Below are 24,514 nucleotides of genomic sequence, written 5' to 3' on the forward strand. Positions count from 1 at the left end.
GGCACGCGCACGGTTCGCGAGGCGGCGATCAGCCGCCGCGCAGATTGCCCAGGCGCGGCGTGCTGCGGCCCAGCGGCATCTTCAGCTTGCCGATCGACAGGATGCGCGCTTCGGCGATCCGGTCGGCGGCACGCTGCGGGGCGATGTTCTCGCGCTGCGACAGTTCGAAGATGCGCGTCAGGTTGTGGTAGATGCTGCGGATCAGCCGCATCGCGCGCTCGCGGTTGTAACCGTCGATTTCCAGCGACACGTTCATCACGCCACCGGCGTTGACCGCGTAGTCAGGCGCATACAGGATGCCGCGCGCATGCAGTTCGTCGCCGATCTCCAGGCTGGACAGCTGGTTGTTGGCAGTGCCACAGATGATCTTCGCCTTGATCCGCGGCAGGGTGTCGGCGTTGATCGCGCCTTCCAGCGCGCACGGCGCGAACACATCGGCGTTCACTTCGTGGATCTCGTCCGGCTTGACGGCCTCGGCGCCGAAGTCGTTGACCGCACGATCCACCAGCGCGCTGTCCAGATCGGTGACATACAGCTTGGCGCCACGGTCGCGCAGCAGCTTCACCAGTTCCATGCCGATATGGCCCAGGCCCTGCACCGCGATGCTGGTCTTGCCCACTTCCTCATGGCCGAACTTGAAGCGCATCGAGGCCATCAGCGCCTGCAGCGCGCCATAGGCGGTGAACGGAGCGGGATCACCCGAGCCGCCATGGACCTGGTGCACGCCGGTGACGAACTGGCTCTCCAGGTAGATGTTCTCCATGTCGTTGACGTCGGTACCGACATCCTCGGCGGTGATGTAGCGACCGCCCAGCGAATCGACGTAGCGGCCGAAGGCGCGGAACAGCACTTCGGTCTTGTCGACCTTGGGGTCGCCGATGATCACCGCCTTGCCGCCACCGACATTGAGACCGGCCAGCGCATTCTTGTAGGTCATCGTGCGGCTCAGCCGCAGCACATCGGCCAGCGCATCGTCAGTGCTGGCGTAAGGGCGCATGCGCACCCCGCCCAGGGCGGGGCCCAGGGTGGTGTTGTGGATGGCGATGATCGCCCGCAGGCCGGCATCCTGGTTGTGGCAGAACACCACCTGTTCGTGGCCGGTGGTTGCGAGGGTTTCGAATAGCATGGGGTCTCCGATGGCGCGATCTGCGGTGAACTGCGGCGAACTGCCAATGAACGGTAGGGTCCGAAAACAAAAAAAGCGACGTCGTCGGTACAGGGGGACGGGTCGCGCGGCGCCATTCTAGTCCATTCGCCCGGGATATGCCGTCGACGCAGGAAGCGCCCGGGTTAAAGAAGATGAAAGTGCGGCCGATGCTGCGACGACGGCAGGTGGCCGGATGTGATGAAGGCGCAGGCAGTGGCAGCAGCAGGAAAACGACAGGATGGGCGGCGATGACCGCAGCGTGGTGGCGATCTGTGCTGCGTTGGCTGTCGCAGCTGACCGGGCAGGCCCCGGCACGGCTGGCCGCAGCCCCCCGCCAGGCCGTGGCCGCGGCGGCGGCCAGCCTGCAGGGTGACGCCTTGCCGGCGGCCGAGGTCGCCGCTCACCTGCAGCGCGGGCTGCATGCACTGGCCCTGTATCCGCGCTTGGCCGGCGAACCGACCGCGGTCAGCGCGTCGGGTCTGGCCGAGGCGGTGGACCGCGCGCTGCAGGACCGTGACTGGGCTACCCGGCAGCTGCCGCGGCGTCCGCAACTGCTGCCGCAGCTGATCCAGACGGTCAATGACGACGTTGCATCGGCGCGGGTGATGGCCGCGATCATCGGCCAGGATCCGGTGCTGACCGGCAACCTGCTGCGGATCGCCAACAGCCCGGCCTACAAGGTGCACGAGCGGCCCGTGGAAAGCCTGCAGCGGGCGGTGACCCTGGTCGGCACCGAAGGCGTGCGGCAGATCATCAGCGCAGTGCTGGTGCAGCCGGTGATGCAGGTGCAGTGCGAGGTGTTCCCGCAGTTCAGTTCGATCATCTGGGAGCACGCGCTGCTGGCTTCGCGCGCGGCCGCCGACCACGCGCGCACGGTCACCTTCGGCGATGCCTTCGCTGCGCAATGGCTGGGCCTGGTGCAGGGCCTGGGCGCAGCGCTGGTCATGCGGCAACTGCTGCAGGAAGCGCAGGCACGCGGCGAAGAGGTGGAGCCGGCGCTGGCCTTGCAGTTGCTGCAGCAGTGGTCACTACCGCTGGCACAGCGGGTGGCTGCCGCCTGGGAACTGCCCGAACCGGTGCATCAGGCCCTGGCGCCTGACGCTGACGGTCCGCTGGCCGACAGCCTGCGACTGGCCAGCGCCGCTGCGGCGGCCAGCCTGCTGTGCCGGCACGGGCATGCCAGCCAGGGCCGCATGCTGGCTTTGCTGGAACAGCTGCCGGCAGCGCCGCCGCACGCGCTGCGCTGGATCTGGCGGCGCCTGCACGGGCGCAATGTGGAAACCCTGGACGAGAGCCTGCACGGCGATGGCGAAGGGCTCGCCAGCTGATCGTTACAGCTGCGATTCCAGCGGCAACCAGCTGATCACCCGCGCCGTCCAACGCTTGCCAAGGCTGCTGCCGGGCTCGGCTTCGACCCAATGCGGTGGCGGCTCGCGCTGCAGCCAGCGCAGTTCATCATCAGCGCCCAGCGCCAGCCACCAGCTGTGTTCCGGGCTGGCCAGGCGCAGGTATTCCGCACGCAGCTGCGCGCCCAGCACCAGGTCGTCGAACAGCACGCCCATCTCGGTGTTGAGATAGGCCGAACGCGGATCGAGGTTGAACGATCCGACGAACCCGCGCTGGTCGTCGACCAGCAATGCCTTGGTGTGCAGGCTGGCGCCACTGCTGCCGAACAGGCTGCTGTCACCGGTCTGGCCGCTCGCCTTCAGTTCGTACAGCTGCACGCCGGCCTTCAGCAGCGGCACCCGGTAGCCCATGTAACCACCGTGCACGGCAGCCACATCGTTGGCCGCCAGTGAGTTGGTCACCACGCCGACCTGGGCGCCACGCCCCGCCATCGCCGAAAGGCCGTCCAGCCCTTCGCTGCCGGGCACGAAGTACGGTGAGATCAACAGTGCCTTGTAGCGCGTCGACTGCAGCTGCCGGACCAGCGCGGTGACCAGCCAGTCGTCATGCGCATCGCCATGATGCTTCATCGGTGGATCGGACAGGATCCGTACCTGCGTGCTCCAGTGCAGCGGCTCGGGGCTGGCGCGCTGGCGCTGGCGCGACTCTGCCACGCGCTGCAGGTACGGTTGCGCCTGCGCATGCAGCGCGTCCAGATCGGACTGGCGTACCAGCTGGCGCAGCTGCGCATCGGTGTAGGTCGCCAGCGCCGAGATCGGAATCGCCGCGTCGCTGTTCCAGTAGTCGTCGAAGATCTGGTTGGCCTGCTGCACGGCCGGGCCGGCCACCACCAGGTCCAGGTCCTGGAAGTTCACATCGCTGCGCGCGCTGAAATATTCTTCACCGATGTTGCGGCCGCCGACGATGGCGATGCGCCCATCGGCGATCCAACTCTTGTTGTGCATGCGGTGGTTCACGCTGAAGGCGCGTTGCACCAGTTCCAGCGTGCGGGCGATGCCGCTGCGGTTGCGGAACGGGTTGTACAGGCGAAGCTCGATGTTGGGATGCGCATCGAGCGCCATCATCAGCGCATCCTTGTCCTTGGCGTTCATGTCATCGAGCAGGATGCGCACGCGCACGCCACGTTCGGCAGCGTCGTACAGCGCCTTGGCCATCAGGTGGCCGATCAGGTCGTCGTGCCAGATGTAGTACTGCAGGTCCAGGCTGCGGCCTGCATGTTCGGTGATCATCGCGCGGGCGGCGAACGCATCCATGCCATCGCTGAGGAAGGCCACGCCAGACTGCCCAGGATGGGCAGCCTGCAGCGGCATGATCTGTCGATCAATGGGCGTCTGCGCAGGCTGCAGTGGCAGCACCTGCGACGCTTCACCGCGCGCCTGCGGGGCCAGGTGGTCGGCCAGCAGCAGGCCGGACAGGACCAGCAGAAGCAGGGCGGCGATGATGATCGCGGCGACGCGCAGCAGACGCCGCCATAGGGGTTTGCGCAGACTCATGACGCCGATGGTAGTTCCACGCCGCGCGTAGATCCACGCCACGCCTGGAGGTAGATCCACGCCATGCGTGGATGAGTCACCATCAGTAGATCCACGCCATGCGTGGATGAATCGCCATCAGCAGATCCACGCCATGCGTGGATGAAGCGCCGTGACTCAGAACCGCTCGTCGCTGCCCAGATAGCGCCACTGGCCCACGGCCAGCGGGCCCAGCGCCACCCGGCCGATGCGCAGGCGGCGTACGGCCACAACCTGCAGGCCGGCGGCCGTCACCGCAGTCCTCAGTCCCTTCGCGGTCAGCCCCTTGCCTGCAAAGCGCAGGCGCTGCTCGCTCTGCCAGCTGACCTTGGGGCCGCCGGCTTCATGCTGCAGCCGGGCCATCAGCCACGGGCCACGTTCCGGGCCGCCTTCAGCCACTTCGACCAGATATTCCTGTTCGGTGCGGCCCAGGTTCCGCTGCAGGTGCGCGAGCACGGCCGGATCCTGGCTGACCACCACCAGCCCGTTGTCGTCGGCCGGCAGCGAGGATGCCAGCTGCAGGCCGTGGAAGTGCCGCTGCAGCGGACGGATGTCACTGGCATCCAGTTCGCTGCGGGTTTCGGTGCGGATCAGCGCGCACAGGGCATCGGCCGGCACGCCTGCCGGCTTGTGCAGCAGCATGCTGGCGCGCTCGGCCTTGCTGTCGCTGGCCTGCTCGGCCACCACGATGCTGGCGCTCTCGTCCACCGGGCGCTGCGGCTGTTCCACCACCTCGCCATCGACGCTGACCCAGCCGCCCTCGATATAGCGCCGCGCTTCACCACGCGGGATGCCGAGCAGGGCGGACAGGCGTTTGTCGAGTCGGGTCGGTTCCATGGCGAAAGGTCGGGCAGGGGGCGCGCAGTGTAGCCGCTACGCCGTTTCAGCGCTGGCCACGGTTGGCCAGCTCGGTCAGGTACAGCCGGGTATCGAACTCCAGCTGCAGGTAATCGGGCTCCATGTGCTGGCACAGCTGGTAGAAGGCCTTGTTGTGGTCGGCCTCCTTCAGATGCGCCAGTTCGTGCACCACGATCATGCGCAGGAAGGCGGCTGGCGCCTGCCGGAACACGGTGGCGATGCGGATCTCGCGGCTGGCCTTGAGCCGGCCCCCGTGCACGCGGGAAATGGCGGTGTGGGTGCCCAGGGCATGCTTGATGACTTCCAGCGTGTTGTCGTAGCAGACCTTGTTGAGCGGCACCGACTTGCGCAGGTAGCGATCCTTCATGTCCTGGGTGTAGTCGTACAGCTGGCGGTCGCTGCGCACCTCATGCGGGTCCGGATAGCGCTGCTGCAGCCAGGGGCCGAGCTTGCCCTGGGCCAGCAGGTCGCTGACCTGGGCGACCAGGGGTTCGGGGTAGCCGGTGAGGTACTTCAGGACAGCCATGCAGGGGCGTCGGCGCGTCGGTAGAATGGGGCATCCAGATTACACGCGGTACGTATCGACCATGGCAAAGCCCAACGCGCTGCAGGAACAATTGCTCAAGGCCGGCCTGGCCAAGAAGTCGCAGGCCAGCGCCGCCGCGCGTGAACAGGCCAAGGCCCGCCAGGGCAAGGCCGAGTCGACGTCGGCGGAAGTCCAGCGTGAAGCTGAACGCGCTCGAGCCGAGAAGGTCGAGCGCGACCGCGCGCTGGCCGCCGAACGCAACGCGCAGGCCAAGCAGGCGGAGCGCAAGGCGCAGGCCAAGCAGATCATCAGCGCCCACGCCGTGCCGCACAAAGGCGAGGACGAGTACCGCTTCAGCGATGGCGCGGTGATCCGCACCCTGTTGATCGATACCAAGCTGCGCAAGGCGTTGTCGGTGGGCGTGCTGGTCATCGTGGCCCATGGCGACAGCTACGCGGTGCTGCCACGCGCGGCGGCTGAAAAAGTGCGTGAACGCGCCCCGGAAGCCATCATCGTCGACCATGGCACGCCCGGCTCCAGCGCCGAGATTTCCACCGGCAACGCCGAGGACGACGCCTACTACGCGCAGTTCCAGGTTCCCGACGACCTGGTCTGGTAAGGCGGCGCTGAACCGGCCGCAGCGCCCGCCGGGCATGGCCCGGCGCTACCGATTGCGGCGGGGTGTATCGTCCCCATATCAGGCGACACCCCTGCGGAGGATGGCCATGGCTACCGGTTGGGCCGGAGATGGCGCGGTCCAGGACCAGATCGACGCCACCGTCGACGATGCGATTGCCCGCGCGCGGCGTCAGCTGCGCCAGGGCCCAGGTCTGGAACACTGTGAGGAATGCGACGCGCCGATTCCATTGGCGCGGCGTCAGGCGGTGCCTGGGGTTCGGCTGTGCGTGAACTGCCAGCAGGCGCACGACGAAGAGGAACAGGCGCAGAGTGGCTACAACCGGCGCGGCAGCAAGGACAGCCAGCTGCGGTGAAGGGGGTTCGGCAGGGCTGCGCCCTGCACCCGCCGAGGCAACGTCAACTTCAACGTCAAAAGCGGGCATTCCGTGGGAAGGCGGGGCGGTGTCGGATTGCGGGGACGCCGCAAGTACGTCCTTGTAGGCTTGGCAGCCGCATCCATGCGGCTGACACCCCGCAATCCGACACCGCCCCACCTCTGACAGTTTCCAGATTTCTGTTGGATTCACGTCGCGCGTGGATGAATCGATGGAAATCGAATATTTCGATATTGGAATTTGATGGAAGAGCATCCACGCATGGCGTGGATTACAGATCGCGGAGATCTGTCGAAGGCGGGGTACTGTGGGTTTGCGGGGTGTGAGCGGCATGGATGCCGCGCCCAAGCCCCCATGGATGGGTTCACGGCGTCCCCGCAAACCCACAGTGCCCCGCCATCTCACGGAACCCCAGCTCTGGCTGTTGAGGTTGCCGGCCAGCGGCCGGCACTACCGCCTCTGCGGGTGCAGGGCGCAGCCCTGCCGACCAACCTAACCTCAGCCGTCGCCCTGGATGCCGCCGGGCGCCTGCGTCGGGTCGCGCCAGCGGCGCACCGTGCGCTGGAAGAACAGGTTGTTCGGCAGCTGCAGCACCGTGCCCTCGTGGCCGTCACCGGTTTCCTGCAACGTGGTGTAGATCAGGTTGACGTCGATCACCCGGCCCTTCAGTCCGGGCTTTTCGCCGTTTTCCAGCACTTCGATGTAGTCATGCAGGCGGAACGGCCGCGTGGTGAAGATCAGCAGCGTACAGAAGATGTTGGACAGCACGCTCCAGGCCGCGAAGAACGCCACCGCGCCCACCGCAGCGAAACCGGTGAAGGCCGTCCACAACACCGAGGGGGATGCGCCGAGCAGGCTTAGGATGTACAGCACCGCGCTGAAATAGACCACGAAACTGGTGATTCGGCGCGCACCCATCACCATTTCCGGTGGCAGCGTGTAGTGATCGGCGAAGCGGCGGATCAGGCGCCGGGCCAGCACCCGCAGCAGCCAGGCGGCGAGCAGGGTGATCAGGATCTGCAGGGCGATCCCGATGTCATGCAGCCAGGGGTGGGTCCAGGCGGGCAGGTGGTCCTTCAGCGACAACATCATGGGGCGACAACATGTGACGGAAACGGGTCTTGATGTTACCCGGCGCGTGTCGACGTTTCGACCGCCTGTACCCAGGCAAGGCAGACAAGATCCTGTTTGTGCTGTTGCAGGCAGGCGCGGCCGCTCTCGGCACGCCAGTGCAGGGAAACGCCGAACGCCTGCAGCAGCATGCAGGCCACGATCGCCAGCAGGGCGGCGCAGGAAGGACTGGACATGGGAGGCTCCTGGCCGGGCAGGCCTGCGGGGGACCTGTGATGGATGCAGCCAGCCGCGAAAAGGTTGCAAGCAGAAAGCGCGTCGGCAGATCTAAACCTTTTTCCGGCAGGCCGCATCCAACGGATATGCTCGACACCACCATGCCCGCGCCGCCTGCCGCCAACGACGTCGTCGACGAAACCGCTTTGGTGCGTGCGGCGGCGGCCGGCGATACCGCTGCCTACGAACTGCTGTATCGGCGGCATTCGCCGCGGGTGTTTGCCACCCTGTGGCGGCTGTGCGGCGGCCAGCAGGCACGTGCCGAGGATGCACTGCAGGAGGCGTTCCTGCAGGCATGGAAGGCACTGCCCGGCTTTCGTTTCGAGAGCAGCGTGTCGACCTGGCTGCATCGGTTGGGGGTCAACGCCGCTTTGATGGAACTGCGCGGCCGCGCCGCCGGGCATGACCACGACAGCCTGGACGACGTTGACGGTGGGATACCAGAGATGGCGGTGCATGACGGCTGCGCCGGCACCGAACGCGATCTGGAACGCGCATTGGCGACCCTGCCACCGCGCGCACGTGCGGTGCTGGTGCTGCACGATATCGAAGGCTGGAAACACCATGAAATCGCCGGCCAGCTGCAGATGGCGGTCGGTAGTTCCAAAGCACAGCTGCATCGCGCGCGTGGCCTGCTGCGCGCGCGGCTGGGAGACATGACATGAGTACACACGACCACGATTCCGACCACGACCTGCTGGCCCGGCTGCGCGCGCTGCCGAGCGAACGCAGCGTACCCACCGATGGCTGGGAACGCCTGTCGGCGCGGTTGCCACCCCGCGAGCCGGTTGCCGCGCAGGTGCCGACGGACAACGTAGTGGCGTTGCCACTGCGCAGCCGTCGACGCTGGTGGTTGCCGGTTGGCGCGGCGCTGGCGGCCAGCCTCGCGCTCTACGCGGTGGCGCCATGGCGGCATGCGCAGCTGGACGCGCCGGCACCGTCCGCCCTGCAACTGCAGGCCGCGGCGATGACCGAGCAGTACCAGCAGGCCGTGGCTTCGCTGCCTGATGGGCGGGCGCCGGAATGGCAGCCCGCCCTGCACGAACTGGATGAAAGTGCGGCACAGATCCGCGCCGCGATGGCGCAGGACCCGCGTGCACCGCACCTGCTTGGCCAGCTCAGGCGCACTTACGCGCTGCGGCTGGAACTGACCCGGCAGGCGGCCTATGCCGCCGAATCCGGCTTGACGACCTGAGGAGACCCCCCGATGCGAACCCTTTTTCCCTTCTGCGCGGCCCTGCTGCTGGTGCCCACCATGGCGCTGGCCGACACCCGCATCGACGAACGCCACACGCTGGCTGCGGGCGGTCGTATCGAATTGAGCAATGTGGCCGGCAAGGTGAGCGTGCGCGGCTGGGACCGCAACGACGTGCAGCTTACCGGCACGCTCAGCGACGGCCTGCAGCTGCGCCAGGAAAAGAGCGCCAACCGTGTGCGTTGGGAAATCGAGTATCCGCGACGCGGCAACAGTGGCGGCGCCACCCTGACCCTCAACGTGCCGCGCTCAGTGGAACTGCTGCTGAGCACGGTCAGTGCCAGCCAGGACATCAGCGGCATTGACGTGCGCCGCCTGCAGGCCGATACGGTCAGTGGCAGCCTGAGTGCATCGGGTCGCAGTGGCGACAGCAAGCTCAATACGGTCAGTGGCAGTGTCAATGCGCGACTGCAGACGCCGAAGCTGGACGTGAACACGGTCAGTGGCCGCATCGAAGCCGGCGGCGGCGTGTCGGGCGATATCGGTGCGCAGACGGTGTCCGGCCGGGTCGAGGTCGACGCCGGTCGCGTGCAGCGGCTTGCGGTGGAAACCGTGTCGGGCAGCATCGACCTGTCGGCGGCCGGGCTGGCGCCGGGCGGACGCATCAACGTGGAGTCGGTCAGTGCATCGGTCAGCCTGCGACTGCCGCGCACGGTGTCGGCGCAGCTGTCGGTGAACAGCTTCAGCGGGTCGATCAACAGTGACGCCGGCAAGGTCGAGCGGCCGCGCTATGGGCCGGGCAGCAGCCTGGATGCCCGCCTGGGCAGCGGCGACGGCGATATCCGCGTGCAGTCGCACTCGGGCAGTGTGCAGGTACGCCTGGACCGCTGAGCGCGGCCCGGCAGGCCGCGGCGGCAGCGCCGCCGCGGTCGGGGGGGGGTCAGCTGGCTTTCTTCAGCGCCCAGGTGGTACCGAGAACTTCAATCTTGCCACCGCTCTTGCGGAACGCGGCCAGGTCGGAGGCGATCGAGTCGCTGTTGACCACGGTGCTGGCGGATGCGCCCTTGCGTTCGCTGCGGATGCTGTTGCTGGCCTTCGCGGGGGTCTTTGCCTTGCGGGGCATGGTTGCTCCTGTCAGGTGGAAGGGGAGGAAAGCGCGCAGGACTCAGCCTGGCGCAGGTAGTCCTGCCGCTCGCGGCGGCAGTCATCGCCGCCCATCGAGAACTGGCGGCAGATCGCCGGGCGCTGCGAATAGATCGTGCAGCGCAGGTGATACGGATCGATCGCCGCGCACCAGCCTTCCTCGTTGCGCGCCATCACGGCACGGCCGTGTGCGTCGCGCGACAGGAACTGGCCGGGCACGTGGTCGCCGGGCTGCAGCAGCACCGGCAACCGGCAACAGACCGCGTCACAACGGCGGCAGTCGATGGGTGCTGGTTCAGCGTCAGGTTGTACGGCCACAGGGGCCTGGCGGGTGCCCAAAGCGGGTCTCGATGGCGGCTCGGGTAGTACGCAGACCATGATCGAGCCAGAGGGCATGGTCGCCAGACCCGCTGGGCGGGGCAGGCTGCACCATGGGTACACACACCGGCGAGGCCAGCGGAAGGTGCAGCGGTTTTCTAGCCGGCCAAGGGTAGCGCAGACCGCGTAACGTTTTGTTAATCCCGGCTGGCTGCCGCCAGCGCGAGGCCCTGGACGACTCCCAGCGAGGGCTCGCCGTGGACCATGCGGGCGCCCGGGAAGGCCTCGGCAGCGGCCTGCCGCAGGTAGCCGGCGCGGGACATGCCGCCGGTCAGGAACACCGCGTCCGGGTCGCCGCCGATGTCATTGCGGACCTGCGCAAGCAGTTCGCGGATCTGGGTCAGGTAACCATGGGCGGCGGCGGCCAGACCGTCGGCGCTGTTGTCCACGTGCAGGTCGCGGGCGATGTAGTCCAGTGTGCTGCGATGCTCGCTGGCGCCGCTGAGGGCGATCTTGGCGCGCTCGACATCGCGGTACAGGCGGGCAGTGTTGCCGGTGTCCTGCAGTGCCTGCAGGCGCGCGCCCCACGGCGCATCCACGTTGTCGTAGTTGTGCTGGCGGAACTCGCGCTGGCGGGTCATGTCCTGCACGGTGGCCGCTTCCACGTAGTGGTGGGTGGGTACGCGGGTGATGCCACGGCCGAACAGCGGCATGTAACCGGACAGGCTCAGGGCCAGGTCGATATCGGTACCGCCGCGGGCGATACCCCAGGCACGGTGGATGCGTGGCGCTTCGCTGCCGCCCACTTCGGCGTGTGCGATGTCGGTGGTGCCGCCGCCGATATCGACGATCACCGCCTGATGGCGATCGCTGCTTTCAGCGTGGTAATGCATGGCTGCGGCGGCGGGCTCTTCAAGGAAGTCGATCTGGTCGAAGCCGGCCTGGCTGGCCGCTTCGCGCAGGATGTCCAGGGCCTGGTCGTTGCCGGCCTCACCGATCGAACTGCGGAACTGCACCGGGCGGCCGAGCAGGGCGCTGCGCAGCGGCTGGCCGAGCTGGGCACTGGCAGTCAAGCGGATGTGTTCGAGGATGTGCGCGGCGATGCCGGTGATGGTCTGCCGCGCGCGCGGGTGCAGGTTGTAGCCGAGCATGGACTTCGGGCTCTGCACGAGGTTGCCTTCGTGCTCCTCGAAATACGCTTCCAGCGCGTCGTCGCCATAGACCGCGTTCTGCAGCAGGTCGCTGGCACTGCGTTCCTTTCCAGCGCGCGCCTCCATCCACTCCCGGCGCAGGGCGCGCAATGCCTCGCGGCGCAGGGCCTGTGGCGTGCGTTCCTGGCCAGCGGCGCGGGCGGCACGGGCGGCGCTGTCGATCAGCTGCTGCAGTTCGTGTTCCTGCCCGGCGTCGAGCTGGAAATCGTCCGGATCGGGCACCACGCCGGGGAAGTAGACGCTGGTACGGAACTGTTCGGCCTCGCCGAAGCGGATCGGCAGCAGCGTCCCATCACGCACGATGGCGGCGGCGGAGTTGCTGGTACCGAAGTCGATGCCGAGGCGCATGGGGGAGGTCCGGGGACGATCAGGGGCCGCGCACTCTGCTGGAGTTTGCCGCGCGCTGCAAGTTCCGGTGCCTGCCTTGTGCGGGGGCGGGCGGGGGCCCAGCCGGGACGCCGCCGGAAAATGAACGAAAAGGCCGGGCGGTTACAATGGCGGCTGTTGATTCATTTTGAGGTACTTGCGATGTCTTCTGTTCCCGCCTGCCCACAGTGCACCCTGGAAAACACCTATGCCGACGGCGCGCTGTGGATCTGCGCCGACTGCGGCTTCGAGTGGACGGCCGAAGAAGGTGCTGGCTCGACCCTGGTCGTGCGTGACAGCAACGGCAATACCCTGCAGACCGGCGACACCGTCACCGTGATCAAGGACCTGAAGGTCAAGGGTTCCTCGATCCCGCTCAAGCAGGGCACCGTGATCCGCAACATCCGCCTGGTCGAAGACGATGCCGAACACATCGAAGGCAACTCGGACAAGATCAAGGGGCTGGTGCTGAAGACCTGCTTCCTCAAGAAGGCCTGATCGCGCCTCAGCGCTTGGCCTGCTGCGCCCGCCAGCGGGCCAGGCTGTCCAGCTTGGCCTGGTAGCGGGCCTGCTGGGTTGAACCGCCCAGTTCCTGCGCCCGCAGCAGTTCGCGGTCTGCACGCTGCAGCCGGCCGGTCAGGAAATACACCCGCGCCAGGCCGAAGTGGAACTGGTGCGCGGTGTCGTACAGGCGCACCGCCCGCCGGTAGTACGTGATCGCCTTGTCCAGGTCGCCAGCGCGTTCGGCCTGGGCGCCCTGCATGTACTGCGCGAACGGATCCTCGCGCTGCACCGACTGCAGTTTCTTCTGCATCGACTGCGCCTGCGCGGTCATGCCGAGCTTGCGATAGAGCGCACTGGCGTTGTTCAGCGCGGCACTCTGGCGGCCGTCCAGGCGCAGGGCGGTGTCCAGCGCCGTGCGAGCTCCCTGGTCGTCACCCAGGCGGTTGTCGAGCACGCCAATGTTGTTCCATGTCGAGGCGAAGCTTGGGTCCTGCGCCAGCGCGGCATCGAAGAAGGCACGCGCGCCGCTCAGGTCGCCGTCGGCCAGATGTTCCGCGCCACGGTTGTTGTAGTAGTGCGCCAGCGCCCGCTCACGGCCGATGGGCTGCGGCCCATGGCGGTCGTACAGCACGTTGCGGTCCAGGTCGACGGTGCCGTAGCGGCCGCCGACATCCACGCCGGCGTTGACGTGCCCGACGTTGTAGACCACGCCCTGGTCCTGGTCCTGGTACCACGACACCACCTGGCCGACTTCCTGCACCCGCGCCTGGATGCCGGCCTCACGGGCGAGGGTGACGAACAGCAGGGTGAAAGCGAGGCAGTTGGCGCGCTGGTGCTGCCAGATCTCGCTGACGGTGTAGGTCGCATCGGCGTCGTACTGCAGGTCCAGGCCGTGCTGGCTGAAGATCATTTCCACCAGCGCCTGCAGGCGCTGATCGCGCGAGTAACTACGGCTGATCACCTGTTTCTGCAGCATCTCGCGCATCGCCGGCGGGATCGCGAACACCTGTTCGGGCGTCGGCACGCTGGCGGCGGTGACCTTTACGGTGGAGATGGTCGGGATGGCGGGCGCAGGAGCCGCAGCATCCTGCGCGGACAGGGCTGGCGCGCCGAGCGCGGCCAGTGACAGGAGAAAGCATCGAGCGGCAAGACGGCGCATGACGGTTTCCGGCAGCGGCGGGCGCTCCCGCCTGCAGCCAGTGTAGACCTGCATGTGGCGGTCCGCATCCACTGGCGATCAGCGCGTCGATCATCCACAGCCGGTGTGGACCAGCGCGCGACAAACCTGTGGACAACTGCTGCCGGGCCTTGCCTGGCGTGGCGCGTGAAATGATGGTGAAAAAACAGCCAGCTTGCCCGGCGTTGCCAAGGGCGGGATCATCCACGCATGGACTTCGCCCCGCTGACCCTCGCTCCCGCGCACTGGCAGGCACTGCAGGATGCCTATGCGACGCCGCCGCGCGCCTACCACCACTTCGGCCACGTGCGCGCGGTCCTGCAGCATTGCCAGGCGGTGGCCGAGGGGCCGGGCTGGCAGCAGCCGGCCGAGGTCTACCTGGCGGCGCTGTACCACGATGCGGTCTACCAGGCCGGGCGCAAGGACAACGAGGCAAAGTCGGCAGCGCTGGCCCTGCAGGCCATCGCGGACTCACCGGAGCTGGCATCGGTGGACGCCGGCCGGGTCGAGCAGTTGATCCTGCTTACCGCCCGCCATGGCGCGCTGGGCCCGGCCGATGTCGATGCCGAAGCCGCGTTGTTCCTGGATTGCGACATGGCGATCCTGGCGGCGCCGGAAGCGGTGTTCTCCGCCTACGACCGTGGCGTGGCCGAAGAGTACAAGGGCGTGGTGCCGGGCTTCCTGTACCGCGCCGGGCGCCGGCGCTTCCTGCAGGGGCTGCTGCGTGCGCCGCGGATCTTCCTCAGCGACTTTTTCGACCAGCGGCTTGATGCTGCCGCGCGGGCCAACCTGCGCCGCCAACTGGGCGCCTGAGCGCGCCGCTACACTATCCACCTGCAACCGCGTGGTGCTGTTTCCAGCCGTGACCGTCTCCGATACCCCTGCCGATCCCCGTCCGCTGCCGCCGGAAGAACCCGGCCCCAACGAATGCTGCGGCAGTGGCTGCCCGCTGTGCGTGCTCGACCTGTACACCGAGGAGCTGCAGCGTTACCGCAAGGTGCTGGCTGAGTGGAAGGCACGGCATCCGGACGCCAACCCATGAGTCGTGCCCGTCCAGCCGCGATGCTGGCGCTGGTGGCACTGCTGTTGTTCGTGGCGACCACGTTGTGGACGCAGTTCGCGCGTGCGGATCTGGATTGGGTGAAGGCTACCCTGAGCCTGTACCTGCATGGGCCGTGGGGCCTGGCGCTGCGCACGGCCTATTGCCTGCTGGCACTGGCCATCGCCGTGCTCGGTATTGCGTTGTACCGGTACAGCGTGGGGCCACGGCGCAGCGCAGCGGCACCGTTGCTGTTCTGCGTGGCTGCCGGCGGCCTCGCCACCGTTGCCATCGGTGACAGCTGGCTGCCCGAGGCAACACCGTTGCTGGCACCGCTGATCCACGGGCTGGCCGCCAACACCGCCTTCCTGTGCGCCAGCGTCGGCATGCTGCTGCAGGCCTGGTACCTGCGCCGCGAGCCTGGCTGGCAAGGCAATGCGGCGCTGCTGTGGGGCTGGGCATGGCTGGCCTTCGTGCTGCTGTGGATGCACGTGCTCTGGCGCGGGGGACCACCGCGTGGGATGGGGCAGAAACTGGTGATCGCGGTGATCGTCGGCTGGTTGATCTGGCTGGCGCTGGCGCTGTATCGCCGCGGGCGTGCCACCGGCATCCGCTGAATCGACTACCCGCTGCGTTGCGGGTCGCCTGTACCGGTACGTGCCGTGCACGCAGTGGCGGCGTATCGTGTGCGCATTCCAACGGGATGCGAAACGATGCGTGCAGGGCTGGGCAGGGCGATGGGGCTGGTGTTGGCGTTGGCGGCGTTGCCAGCGGTGGCGGCAGTGCAGCAGGTCAGCCACGGACGCTTCGATCAGGTACCGGTGCATGTGCCGGCCGGGGCGCCACAACGGGTGGTGATCTGGTTCCATGATGGTGCTGATGCCGGCCGCAGCCCGATCGAAGCGCTGCGTGCCGATGGTGCGCTGGTCGCATCGGTGGATGTGGCCCACCTGCGCGGCGTGCTCAAGCGCGAAGGCAACAGCAGCTGCGCGTTCGGGGCGGGCGATGTCGAGAATTTCTCGCGTTGGGTGCAGGCATTCCTGCATCTACCGGGGTATCACCTGCCGTTGGTCGGTGGCAGCGGCGAAGGCGCCGAACTGGCCTATGCGCTGGCAGCGCAGGCCGACACCCAGGTCTTCGCCGGCCTGTTGACCTCGGGTTTCTGCCCGGCCCACACGCACGAGCGCATGGTCTGCGGCGATGGCGTGAAGCACGACCGCCTGCAGCCCAGTGAACTGAATTTCCCGTGGTTGAACGCGGCCGGCGCGCCGGGGTGTTCAACCAACAGTGCAGGCCCGTTCGTGCAGCAGGTTGCGATGGCCCGTGAATTCAAGCGCACCGTTGCCGGCGATGCGACACCGGGGCTGGTGGCAGCGGCCCGGGTGATCGGCGCGCAGGCCGGGGTCGCGCTGGCACCGCCGCCGGATGCCCTGAAGGGTCTGCCGGTAGTGGAAGTGCCGGCGCAGGGCAGCGGTGACACACTGGCGGTGTTCGTTTCCGGCGATGGTGGCTGGGCTGGCCTGGACAAGGATGTAGCGGGTGCCCTGGCCGAACATGGCGTGGCGGTGGTTGGCCTCGATTCGCTGCGTTACTTCTGGAGCGAACGCACGCCGCAGGGATTTGCTGTCGATCTGCAGAAGATCATCGGTCACTACCGCCAGCAATGGCAGCGCGACAAGGTGATGTTGATCGGATTCTCGCAGGGCGCTGATGTGCTGCCGGCCACCATCAACCAGCTGGATGCGGGCACCCGCGCCGGTCTCGAGCGCATCGTGCTGCTGTCGGTGGGCAAGAACGCCGACTTTGAATTCCATGTCAGCAACTGGCTGGGCGGTGGCGGCGACGGTTTGCCGATCGCGCCGGAAGTGGCCAAGCTGCCGGCGGACAGAACTCTGTGCGTATACGGCGACAAGGACAAGGACGCGCTGTGCCCCGATCTGCCGGGCAACGACGGCGTGCACAAGGTCAAGCTGCCGGGCGACCATCACTTCGGCGGTGACTACGATCGCTTGGCCGAGGTGATCCTCAAGGGCGGCGCGTAAGCCGCTGGTAGACGCCGACCTTGGTCGGCGCTGCGGCTTGGACCATCACGGAAGGGAGCGTGTCGACCAAGGTCGACACCTACCGGGCGGCAGGTAGCGCCGGGCCATGCCCGGCGGATCGTGACCTCAATTCCGCCGCGGGTCCAGCGAGATCAGCCGCGTGGCATCCAGCAGCGCGGCCGGCAGGTGCATGCCGCCGGGCGCGGCCAGGTAGCGCGGTCGCCACTGCGGATCGAACTTCGACTTGAACCGGCGCAGGCCGCTGAAGCCATAGAAGCGCTCGCCATGCCGTGCGAGCAGGCCGGCCAGGCGGTTCCAGCGACCGGCCAGGCGGTGCTGGGCCAGGCCGGACAGCGGCGCCATGCCCAGCGAGAACCGTGCATACCCCTGCGCACGCCCCCACAGGAACAGCTCGATGAACAGGAAATCCATCGTGCCCTTCGGTGCGTCGCTGACGTGGCGCATCAGATCCACTGACAACTCAGCGCCAGCTGGTGCCTGCCACAGGTTGGCAAAGGCCACGATCCGGCCCTCTGCTTCGACCAGGGCGATCGGGAAACGCACCAGATAATCCGGGTCGTAGCTGCCCAGCGAGAAGCCCTTCTCGTCGCCGGACTTGTCGTCCAGCCACGCGTTGGAAATGGCATGCAGGCGTGGCAGCAGGGCAGGGATTTCTTCCGCTGGTGCAACGCGGAAGGACAGCCCGCCGCGCTTGCCGCGGTTCCAGGCTTGCCGCAGGTCGGCACGCTCGCGGCCTTCCAGGCCGAAGTCGTGCAGCGGCACCATGGCCTCTTCACCCAGCTTGACCAGGCCCAGCCCGAGATCGAGATAGGTCTGCCAATACGCTTCACCCACCTGGTAGAACACCGGGCGCAGGCCGAGCCGGTCGGCTTCCTCGCGGAAGCGCCAGATCAATGCACGCGCCACCTCGGGCGGCCCGACCGGATCGCCCATCGCGATCAGGGAACCGCCGTAGCGCTGCATCATCACAAAGCCCTTGTGTTCCGCATCGCGCAGTACCGCCTTGTCGGCGGTCAGTACCAGGCAGGCCTGGGTGTCGGTAGCGCCGGCCAGCACCGGTGCCAGCGCCTGCAGGGTTGCATCGTCGGCAGGCGGCAGCGGGCTGCGCGTGCTGTGCAGCAACCGCGCCAGCCCGAACATCACCAGTGCCATCGCCACCAGCAGCAGCGCACGCAGCGCGCGCGGTGCATTGCCGGACACCGCGAACTGCCACCACAGCTCGTTCTGGTATTCGACATGGCTGTAAGTGAAGAACAGCAGCCACGTCACCGCCACCAGCACCAGGCCGAGGTTGCGCAGCCATGGCCACGACCAGGCTTCGTCCAGCAGCGCGCCCTGGCGATAGAACTCGCGTCGCGCCGCCCACAGCGCCATCGCCACCAGCAGCGCCGACAAGGCGATCAGTGGTTGGCCGCCGCGCAGCCAGATCGGCAGCGGCGCGATCACGCAGATCGCCATCGCCAGCATCCAGGCCGCATGGCTGCGGCGGGCCAGGCCCTGGCCGATCAGCAGCAGGGCGACGCCGCCCAGGCTGCCGATCAGGTGCGAGGTTTCCAGGATCGGCAGCGAGGCATTGATCAGGTGCCGCCGTGGTGTGGGCAGGGTGCCGTCGATGACCAGCGCGGCGCCGACACTGAAGGCCGCCAGCGCGATGATCTGCGGCAACCACGGACGCAGCGCGTACCAACCAGCTCGGGTTGCGCCTGCGCTGGCCTGCAGCGGTTGCCGCAGTGCGGGTGCCAGTGCCAGCACGGTGGCCAGCAGCAGCGGCAGCACGTAGTAGCTGACGCGGTAGATCAATGCCGCCGCCAGCACCGCCGCGGGCGCCACCTGCGGCAGCAGCTTCAGCAGGCTCCACTCGAACACGCCCAGGCCGGCCGGTACGGTGGAGACCAGGCCAGCCAGCACGGCCACCAGGTACAGGCCGACGAAACCGGGCAGGCCGGTCGGCGTGGAATCCGGCAGCAGCACGTAGAACGCCGCACTGGCCAGCACCAGCTCGACCACGCTGAGCACGGTGACACCCAGCATGGTGCGTCGGTCGGGCAGCCACAGGCCATGGCCGAAGATGCGGAACTGGCGACCGTCGCGACCGACCAGGATGAAGGTGGCGGCAAAGGCGATCAGTGCAACGATGCCGACCACGCGCACTGCAGCGGGATCCAGCGGCAGCGCAAGCGCGGCAGCGGCCGGCTCCATGCACAGCGCCACGCCGATCAGCAGCCACGCACCAAAGATGAAGCCCAGCGTGCTCATCAGCACCACCTGGCCGATCTGCGCCAGATCCAGGCCGGCACTGCGGTAGCCACGCAGGCGCACGGCACCACCGGTGAGTGCGGCAAAGCCCACGGTCTGACCCAGTGTATGGGCGAGGAAGGCGGTGATGCCGATCCGCGCCGGGTGCACGCGGATGCCGCTGCGGCGCAGGCCGATTGCATCGAAGCCGATCAGGCACGCGTAGCTGGCCAGACCGAGCAGCACGGTCAGTGCGATCTGGGCACCGCTGAGCTGACGGAAGGCCTGGCGGATCGCGCGATAGCCGTGCTCATCGAATTCACCGGCCAGCCCGTGCAGGGCCAGCGCCAGGATCAACAATGGAACGACGATGGTGACGACCCGCTTCCAGGTCGGGGCAGAGGCGGCAGGGATGGAATCGGTAGGGGCTGTCATCGGCGCAAGGGTGCGGCAGCAAGGGCGAGGGCGGTGTCAACGCAGGGCGTCGCGCATCGTGCGCCTGCCAGCGCGGTTTGACCAGCGGTGCGGCTGTGCCGTCGTTGGCGGTATTCAGTGGCCGCACCGGGCACACACTTGCAACGCCGGCTGGGTGAGAATGCAGTTCAGACCACCCGCAGGAGCCACGCCCATGATGGAGCGTTACGACGTCGGACCGCGCATGTCCGAGATGACCGTGTACAACAAGGTCGCCTACCTTTCCGGCCAGATTCCGGAAGACACCAGCCAGGACATCACCGGGCAGACCCGGCAGGTGCTGGCCGAGATCGACAAGCTGCTGGCGCTGGTCGCCAGTGATCGCCAGCACGTGCTGCGTGCGGAGATCTTCCTGGCCGACATGGCTGACTTCGAAGGCATGAACAAGGCGTGGGACGAGTGGGTGGTGGAGGGTGCGACCCCGGCCCGTGCCACCGTCGAAGCCAAGCTTGCGCACGCCGAATGGAAGGTCGAGATCATCGTGACGGCGGCCGTTCCGTAATGACTGGACAGGGGTCAGATCCCTTTTCCTCCGGAAAAGGGATCTGACCCCGTTTGCCCGGGGGCTGACGCTGCAACATCCGTTACAGCGGCGGTTGTAACCGTGAGCTTGCCTGCGCACACAAGGCCAGGCAGGCCAGCATCAACCCTTCCATGACCCGGTCGCCGACGTATTCCTCCGGCGCACCGTTCTGCCGGGTGCGTTCGGCGGCCAGCATGACCTCCTGCACCACCCGCAGCCCGGCCAGCGCGCAGTCGGCATCGGCCAGTGCCATGCACCGGCTGGGAAGTTGATGCCGCTCCGGCCACGCTTGGCCATCGGCTGCAGCGCCGGTGCCGATACGGCGCAAGGTCGCAACCAGCGTGTTGGGATCAAGCGCTGGCGACGGTTCCGTGTCCTCGCCGGCAGCAGCCGGGTCGAGGCAAGCGTGCAGATGACGATAATCCGATGCGTTCATGGCAAGGCTCCGTGCAGGACAGACGGTAGCCGCCACTCAAAGGTGGCGGACGGAGACGTGGCTCGAAAACCGGTGTCGAACGATCCGGCTGGCCCGAAGGCCCCCACGCCCCGCCCGCCATAGCCGGCAGACGGATTGCCAGCCGGCGCCACGCAAGGTGACGCCGGCTGGCAAGCGTAAACAACGTTCGACAAAACGGGTTTTCGAAGCCCGGCCACCCTTTTCCGGTGGCTCACCATCTGTAAACCTGCTGCTGCGCAATGCCAATCAGACGCGTTGAATTGCTCGCACCATCAAGACGCTTTCAGTATTCTTGCATGCTGTTGAACAGCCTCAAGCGCAGGTGGCGCAAGGGTCGCGAATGATCGAGCAATCTGCGACATGCATCGTGATTCGATAGTTGCCAGTGCACACAGGGCAGGTCGTTTGCGACGAAGGTCCATGACGTCGGACAGATGGTGCGGACCAAGGTCCGCACCTACCAACATCCCAGCCATAGCATTGCAGTTGCTCGACCGTCCGTGACGGATATCTGTCGAGGGCTGGTGGGCGGGGGCAAGCGGGACCGTTGGCGCCATGGGCCAGGCGCATGCCGCCTGGCGGGTTGGGCAGGACGCCCAACCCCGGTCTTGCCGTGTGCGCAGGATAGCGCACACGAGCAAGGCGCCATCGAGCCCCCATGGATGGGTTCACGGCGTGTCCCGCTTGCCCCCGCCCACCAGCCCGGACCATCAAACCCAGCCAGCCGACGCTCCGGCTGTTGCCGTTGCTGTTGCTTGAAAACGCGCAACGCGACGCCGCCGCGTCGCAAAAGAAACCTACACCAACACCAGCTCGATGCAATCCACCGGACACGGCGGAATACACAACTCGCATCCCGTGCACAGATCCGCAATCACCGTATGCATGTACTTCGCCCCGCCGACGATCGCATCCACCGGACACGCCTGTATGCACTTCGTGCAGCCGATGCAGTCCGCCTCCACGATCAATGCCACCTGTGGCGCCTTGTGCTCGCCCCGCGATCGATCGAACGGCAGCGCCGGCACACCCAGCACCTGCGCCAACGCCCGCGCACCGGCATCGCCACCCGGCGGACAACGATCCACGCCCACCTCACCACGGGCCATCGCCTGCGCATACGGGCGACAGCCGTCGTAGCCGCATTGCCCGCATTGGGTCTGCGGCAGCAAGCGGTCCAGGCGTTCGGTCAGGGGCGGAATCAGGCTCATGCGTGGCGAAGGCTGCGCGTGTGGTTACTTCAGGGGTTTGCCGCGGTACCAGCGCTCGTGCGCCAGGGCCAGCATCGGCCGATCTTCGGCGCTGTCACCGTAGGCATGGATGCGTGTGTAGCGTGACAGATCGAACTGGCGACGGATGTGCTCGACCTTGCGCGGGCCACAATCGCCACCGGCGTAGCGGCCGGTCAGGCGTCCGCTTTCGCTTTCCAGTCGATTGCAGATCAGCTGCAGGCCCAGTTGTTCGCACCACGGCCGCAGGTACAGGTCCAGTGAACCGGACACCACCACCACGGTGTGCTGCTGCGCCTTGTGCCAACGGATCTGCTCCAGCATTTCCGGACGCACGACATCGGGCAGGAACTCGCGGGAAAAGCCCGCCGCCAGCGTCTCGATGTCATCGGCGTGGCGCTCGCTGAAGGTCAACCGGGTCACCCGTGCGCGGATGCGCTCGGCGGAGATCAGCTTCAGCTTGTAGGCCAGCAGCCAGGGGCCGACTTTCCACCAGGCCTGTGCCAGCTGTTCGGCGGTGGCAACCCGGCGCAGGAAGCCGCCGTAGGTGTCGCAGGTGGTAACGGTGTGGTCGAAGTCGAACAGCGCCAGTTCCAACGCAGCATCTCCCATCACGGTACCTCCCTTCGCGGTGCTCATGACCGGGCGCGGCCGGGGCCGCGCCCGTGTTGCATCAACGCACCGGCATGCCCGGCTGCGCGCTGCTGTCGGCGTCCAGCAGCGCCAGCGCGCCGCCATCGAAACCGGCCGACAGGATCATGCCTTCGCTCAGGCCGAAGCGCATCTTGCGCGGGGCCAGGTTGGCGATGAACACCACGCTGCGGCCGACCAGCGCTTCCGGCTCGCCGTAGCTGGCGCGGATGCCGGAGAAGATCTGGCGCTTGCCGAGTTCGCCCGCATCCAGTTCGAAACGCAGCAGCTTGTCCGAACCTTCCACGAACTCGCACACCAGCACCTTGCCGATGCGCAGGTCGAGCTTGGCGAAGTCGTCGATGCCGATGTAGGCCGGCGCGTCAGCGCTGTTCGCTTCGTCCTTGGCCACCACCGGTGCGGCAGGCTTTGCGGCTTCCACCTTCGCTGCGGGGGCTGCAGCGGCAGCGGTCAGGGTGTCCTTGGAGGCGTCGATCATGGCGTCAATCTTCTTCGGGTCGATACGGGTGAACAGCGGGGTGTATTCGGTGATGCGGTGGCCCAGCAGCGGCTGCGCCAGCTCGGTCCAGTCATTCACCGGCGCAGCCAGGAAGGCCTCGGCCTGCGCGGCGGTGGCCGGCAGCACCGGCTTCAGGGCGGTGACCAGCACGCGGAACAGGTTCAGGCCCTGGCTGCAGACCGCCTGCAGCTGCGCGTCGGCGCCTTCCTGCTTGGCGATCACCCACGGCTTGACGTCGTCGATGTAGCGGTTGGCTTCGTCGGCCAGGGTCATGGTCAGGCGGATCGCCGCGGCCGGATCGTTGCGCTCGTACGCTTCACGGATCGGCGCCAAACCATCGACGAAGCGCTGGTACTGCGCCGCGTCGGGCAGCTGCGCGGCCAACTGGCCATCGAAGCGCTTGCTGATGAAACCGGCGCAGCGGCTGGCGAGGTTGACGAACTTGCCGACCAGATCGGCGTTGACGCGAGCGATGAAGTCGCCAAGGTTCAGGTCGAGGTCGTCGACGCCGCCACCGGACTTGGCGGCGAAGTAGTAGCGCAGCGCTTCCGGCTCCAGGCCGGCATCCAGGAACGTACGCGCCATCACGAAGGTGCCGCGCGACTTGCTCATCTTCGCGCCATCGACGGTCAGGTAGCCGTTGACGTGCAGGCGCGTCGGCGCGCGGTGGCCGGTGCCGTGCAGCACCGCCGGCCAGAACAGGCCGTGGAAATTGACGATGTCCTTGCCGAGGAAATGATGCAGCTCGGTGCTGGTGCCGGCGCGCAGGTGCGCTTCGAAATCCTCGCCGATCTTCCCGCACAGGGTCTGGAAGCTGGACAGGTAGCCGATCGGCGCGTCCAGCCAGACGTAGAAGTACTTGCCCGGCTGGCCGGGGATCTCGAAACCGAAGTACGGCGCATCGCGCGAGATGTCCCACGCACGCAGGCCACCTTCGGCATTGAGCCATTCACCGAGCTTGGCCTTCACGCCGGGCAGGGCGACATCGCCGGCCAGCCAGTCGCGCAGGAAACCGTCGAAGTGGCCGACCTCGAAGAAGAAGTGCTCGGAATCGCGCATTTCCGGGGTGGCCCCGGAGATCACCGAGCGCGGTTCCTTCAGGTCGGTCGGCGCATAGGTGGCGCCGCAGACTTCGCAGTTGTCGCCGTACTGGTCGGCGCTGCCGCAGTTCGGGCAGATGCCCTTGACGTAGCGGTCGGGCAGGAACATGCCCTTGGCCGGGTCGTAGAACTGCGCCACGGAACGACGGCTGATGTGGCCAGCGGCTTCCAGCTTCAGGTAGAACGCCTCGGTCAGTGCCTTGTTGGCCGCCGAATTGGTCGAGTCGTAGTGGTCGAAGGCGACGCCAAAGGCGGCGAAATCGCGTTCGTGACTGGCCTGGATGTTGGCGATGAAGGTTTCCGGGGTGACCCCGGCCTTCTCCGCAGCCAGCATGATCGGCGTGCCGTGGGTGTCGTCGGCGCACACGAACCAGGCCTTGCCGCCGCTCATTCGACGCGCACGCACCCAGATGTCAGCCTGGATGTAGCCGACCAGGTGGCCCAGGTGCAGCGGGCCGTTGGCGTAGGGCAGGGCGGTGGTGACGAGCGCGGTACGGGTCATGGTCACGGGGTGCAGCCAG

27 protein-coding genes are annotated in these 24,514 nt (G+C 67.3%); 12 read left to right on the top strand and 15 right to left on the bottom strand.

The features are described from left to right. Positions 1-28: 28 nt before the first annotated feature. Positions 29-1,126: a Glu/Leu/Phe/Val dehydrogenase dimerization domain-containing protein gene (locus HFK18_RS10480; protein ID WP_100553191.1), complete on the bottom strand. Its 1,098-nt coding sequence runs from the start codon at positions 1,124-1,126 to the stop codon at positions 29-31. Positions 1,127-1,395: 269 nt separating this feature from the next. On the opposite strand from HFK18_RS10480, the gene HFK18_RS10485 reads away from it, so the two are divergent. Continuing rightward, the gene (locus tag HFK18_RS10485) at positions 1,396-2,475 is read left to right on the top strand and encodes an HDOD domain-containing protein (RefSeq protein ID WP_180166249.1); all 1,080 of its coding nucleotides are present in this window, start codon (positions 1,396-1,398) and stop codon (positions 2,473-2,475) included. A gap of 3 nt (positions 2,476-2,478) precedes the next feature. Here HFK18_RS10485 and HFK18_RS10490 read toward each other — a convergent pair whose 3' ends face one another. The 3 genes from HFK18_RS10490 to HFK18_RS10500 all read right to left on the bottom strand — a co-directional run bounded on the left by HFK18_RS10490 (position 2,479) and on the right by HFK18_RS10500 (position 5,449). Further along, positions 2,479-4,089 carry a phospholipase D family protein gene (locus tag HFK18_RS10490; RefSeq protein ID WP_180166250.1) on the bottom strand — a complete coding sequence of 537 codons (1,611 nt, stop codon included), beginning with the start codon at positions 4,087-4,089 and terminating at the stop codon, positions 2,479-2,481. 114 nt (positions 4,090-4,203) lie between these two features. Continuing rightward, positions 4,204-4,902: an RNA pseudouridine synthase gene (locus tag HFK18_RS10495; RefSeq protein ID WP_025879164.1), complete on the bottom strand. Its 699-nt coding sequence runs from the start codon at positions 4,900-4,902 to the stop codon at positions 4,204-4,206. 46 nt (positions 4,903-4,948) lie between these two features. Beyond that, on the bottom strand, positions 4,949-5,449 hold the full coding sequence (locus HFK18_RS10500) for a M48 family metallopeptidase (RefSeq protein ID WP_059064772.1): 501 nt from the start codon (positions 5,447-5,449) through the stop codon (positions 4,949-4,951). Positions 5,450-5,510: 61 nt separating this feature from the next. Here HFK18_RS10500 and HFK18_RS10505 point away from each other — a divergent pair, with 61 nt between their 5' ends. Next, on the top strand, positions 5,511-6,068 hold the full coding sequence (locus tag HFK18_RS10505) for a DUF2058 domain-containing protein (RefSeq protein ID WP_180166251.1): 558 nt from the start codon (positions 5,511-5,513) through the stop codon (positions 6,066-6,068). Positions 6,069-6,174: 106 nt separating this feature from the next. Beyond that, a complete protein-coding gene (locus HFK18_RS10510) occupies positions 6,175-6,441 on the top strand; it encodes a DksA/TraR family C4-type zinc finger protein (protein WP_025879161.1) in 267 nt (88 codons plus the stop codon). A gap of 519 nt (positions 6,442-6,960) precedes the next feature. Here the strand turns inward: HFK18_RS10510 and HFK18_RS10515 are convergent. Together HFK18_RS10515 and HFK18_RS10520 are read right to left on the bottom strand one after the other, a co-directional pair. Further along, a complete protein-coding gene (locus tag HFK18_RS10515; RefSeq protein ID WP_080353823.1) occupies positions 6,961-7,554 on the bottom strand; it encodes a mechanosensitive ion channel family protein in 594 nt (197 codons plus the stop codon). A 35-nt stretch (positions 7,555-7,589) separates the two neighbouring features. Then, positions 7,590-7,769, bottom strand: coding sequence for a hypothetical protein (locus HFK18_RS10520; RefSeq protein WP_180166252.1), 180 nt, complete (start codon positions 7,767-7,769; stop codon positions 7,590-7,592). 126 nt (positions 7,770-7,895) lie between these two features. Here HFK18_RS10520 and HFK18_RS10525 point away from each other — a divergent pair, with 126 nt between their 5' ends. From HFK18_RS10525 to HFK18_RS10535, 3 genes are read left to right on the top strand one after another with little or no spacing between them, the layout of a single operon-like run. Next, the gene (locus HFK18_RS10525) at positions 7,896-8,474 is read left to right on the top strand and encodes an RNA polymerase sigma factor (protein WP_180166253.1); all 579 of its coding nucleotides are present in this window, start codon (positions 7,896-7,898) and stop codon (positions 8,472-8,474) included. After that, complete coding sequence (locus HFK18_RS10530) at positions 8,471-9,004, top strand: hypothetical protein (protein WP_180166254.1); 534 nt, start codon at positions 8,471-8,473, stop codon at positions 9,002-9,004. Before HFK18_RS10525 ends, HFK18_RS10530 begins: the two co-directional genes overlap by 4 nt. A gap of 12 nt (positions 9,005-9,016) precedes the next feature. Further along, the gene (locus HFK18_RS10535) at positions 9,017-9,895 is read left to right on the top strand and encodes a DUF4097 family beta strand repeat-containing protein (RefSeq protein ID WP_180166255.1); all 879 of its coding nucleotides are present in this window, start codon (positions 9,017-9,019) and stop codon (positions 9,893-9,895) included. 49 nt (positions 9,896-9,944) lie between these two features. Here the strand turns inward: HFK18_RS10535 and HFK18_RS10540 are convergent, their stop codons facing one another. The 3 genes from HFK18_RS10540 to HFK18_RS10550 form a co-directional block, all read right to left on the bottom strand. Further along, a complete protein-coding gene (locus HFK18_RS10540; RefSeq protein ID WP_025879072.1) occupies positions 9,945-10,127 on the bottom strand; it encodes a hypothetical protein in 183 nt (60 codons plus the stop codon). Between the two features lie 11 nt (positions 10,128-10,138). Then, positions 10,139-10,432, bottom strand: coding sequence for a YkgJ family cysteine cluster protein (locus HFK18_RS10545; protein ID WP_051501656.1), 294 nt, complete (start codon positions 10,430-10,432; stop codon positions 10,139-10,141). A gap of 230 nt (positions 10,433-10,662) precedes the next feature. Beyond that, on the bottom strand, positions 10,663-12,024 hold the full coding sequence (locus tag HFK18_RS10550) for an Hsp70 family protein (protein ID WP_099818961.1): 1,362 nt from the start codon (positions 12,022-12,024) through the stop codon (positions 10,663-10,665). 180 nt (positions 12,025-12,204) lie between these two features. Between HFK18_RS10550 and HFK18_RS10555 the strand changes: the two genes are divergently transcribed. Continuing rightward, entirely contained in the window at positions 12,205-12,540 is a 336-nt protein-coding gene (locus HFK18_RS10555) for a zinc ribbon domain-containing protein YjdM (RefSeq protein ID WP_099818962.1), read from the top strand. A gap of 7 nt (positions 12,541-12,547) precedes the next feature. Here HFK18_RS10555 and HFK18_RS10560 read toward each other — a convergent pair whose 3' ends face one another. After that, on the bottom strand, positions 12,548-13,705 hold the full coding sequence (locus HFK18_RS10560; protein ID WP_180166256.1) for a tetratricopeptide repeat protein: 1,158 nt from the start codon (positions 13,703-13,705) through the stop codon (positions 12,548-12,550). A gap of 228 nt (positions 13,706-13,933) precedes the next feature. Between HFK18_RS10560 and HFK18_RS10565 the strand changes: the two genes are divergently transcribed. From HFK18_RS10565 to HFK18_RS10580, 4 genes are all read left to right on the top strand, one after another. Next, positions 13,934-14,536, top strand: a complete 603-nt coding sequence (locus HFK18_RS10565; RefSeq protein ID WP_089236395.1) for a hypothetical protein — start codon at positions 13,934-13,936, stop codon at positions 14,534-14,536. 49 nt (positions 14,537-14,585) lie between these two features. Then, positions 14,586-14,765, top strand: a complete 180-nt coding sequence (locus tag HFK18_RS10570) for an oxidoreductase-like domain-containing protein (RefSeq protein WP_343202961.1) — start codon at positions 14,586-14,588, stop codon at positions 14,763-14,765. Beyond that, positions 14,762-15,379, top strand: coding sequence for a DUF998 domain-containing protein (locus tag HFK18_RS10575; RefSeq protein WP_180166258.1), 618 nt, complete (start codon positions 14,762-14,764; stop codon positions 15,377-15,379). Before HFK18_RS10570 ends, HFK18_RS10575 begins: the two co-directional genes overlap by 4 nt. 96 nt (positions 15,380-15,475) lie before the next feature. Beyond that, a complete protein-coding gene (locus HFK18_RS10580) occupies positions 15,476-16,804 on the top strand; it encodes an AcvB/VirJ family lysyl-phosphatidylglycerol hydrolase (protein ID WP_306669830.1) in 1,329 nt (442 codons plus the stop codon). A 126-nt stretch (positions 16,805-16,930) separates the two neighbouring features. Here HFK18_RS10580 and mprF read toward each other — a convergent pair whose 3' ends face one another. Continuing rightward, positions 16,931-19,495, bottom strand: coding sequence for a bifunctional lysylphosphatidylglycerol flippase/synthetase MprF (gene mprF / locus HFK18_RS10585; RefSeq protein WP_180166259.1), 2,565 nt, complete (start codon positions 19,493-19,495; stop codon positions 16,931-16,933). A gap of 193 nt (positions 19,496-19,688) precedes the next feature. Here mprF and HFK18_RS10590 point away from each other — a divergent pair, with 193 nt between their 5' ends. Beyond that, positions 19,689-20,036 (top strand): RidA family protein, encoded by a 348-nt coding sequence (locus tag HFK18_RS10590; RefSeq protein ID WP_025879081.1) that lies wholly within the window; start codon positions 19,689-19,691, stop codon positions 20,034-20,036. An 82-nt stretch (positions 20,037-20,118) separates the two neighbouring features. Here the strand turns inward: HFK18_RS10590 and HFK18_RS10595 are convergent, their stop codons facing one another. The 4 genes from HFK18_RS10595 to metG all read right to left on the bottom strand — a co-directional run bounded on the left by HFK18_RS10595 (position 20,119) and on the right by metG (position 24,495). Further along, positions 20,119-20,493 carry a hypothetical protein gene (locus HFK18_RS10595; protein ID WP_180166260.1) on the bottom strand — a complete coding sequence of 125 codons (375 nt, stop codon included), beginning with the start codon at positions 20,491-20,493 and terminating at the stop codon, positions 20,119-20,121. An 818-nt stretch (positions 20,494-21,311) separates the two neighbouring features. Beyond that, positions 21,312-21,725 (bottom strand): Rnf electron transport complex subunit RnfB, encoded by a 414-nt coding sequence (rnfB, locus tag HFK18_RS10600; protein ID WP_100461287.1) that lies wholly within the window; start codon positions 21,723-21,725, stop codon positions 21,312-21,314. 24 nt (positions 21,726-21,749) lie between these two features. Then, the gene (locus HFK18_RS10605) at positions 21,750-22,340 is read right to left on the bottom strand and encodes an HAD family hydrolase (RefSeq protein WP_180166651.1); all 591 of its coding nucleotides are present in this window, start codon (positions 22,338-22,340) and stop codon (positions 21,750-21,752) included. A gap of 76 nt (positions 22,341-22,416) precedes the next feature. Beyond that, the gene (gene metG, locus HFK18_RS10610; protein ID WP_180166261.1) at positions 22,417-24,495 is read right to left on the bottom strand and encodes a methionine--tRNA ligase; all 2,079 of its coding nucleotides are present in this window, start codon (positions 24,493-24,495) and stop codon (positions 22,417-22,419) included. Between the last annotated feature and the right edge of the window lie 19 nt (positions 24,496-24,514).

Source organism: Stenotrophomonas sp. SbOxS2, from assembly GCF_013416715.1.
In the GTDB taxonomy this organism is placed as follows: Bacteria; Pseudomonadota; Gammaproteobacteria; order Xanthomonadales; family Xanthomonadaceae; genus Stenotrophomonas; species Stenotrophomonas lactitubi.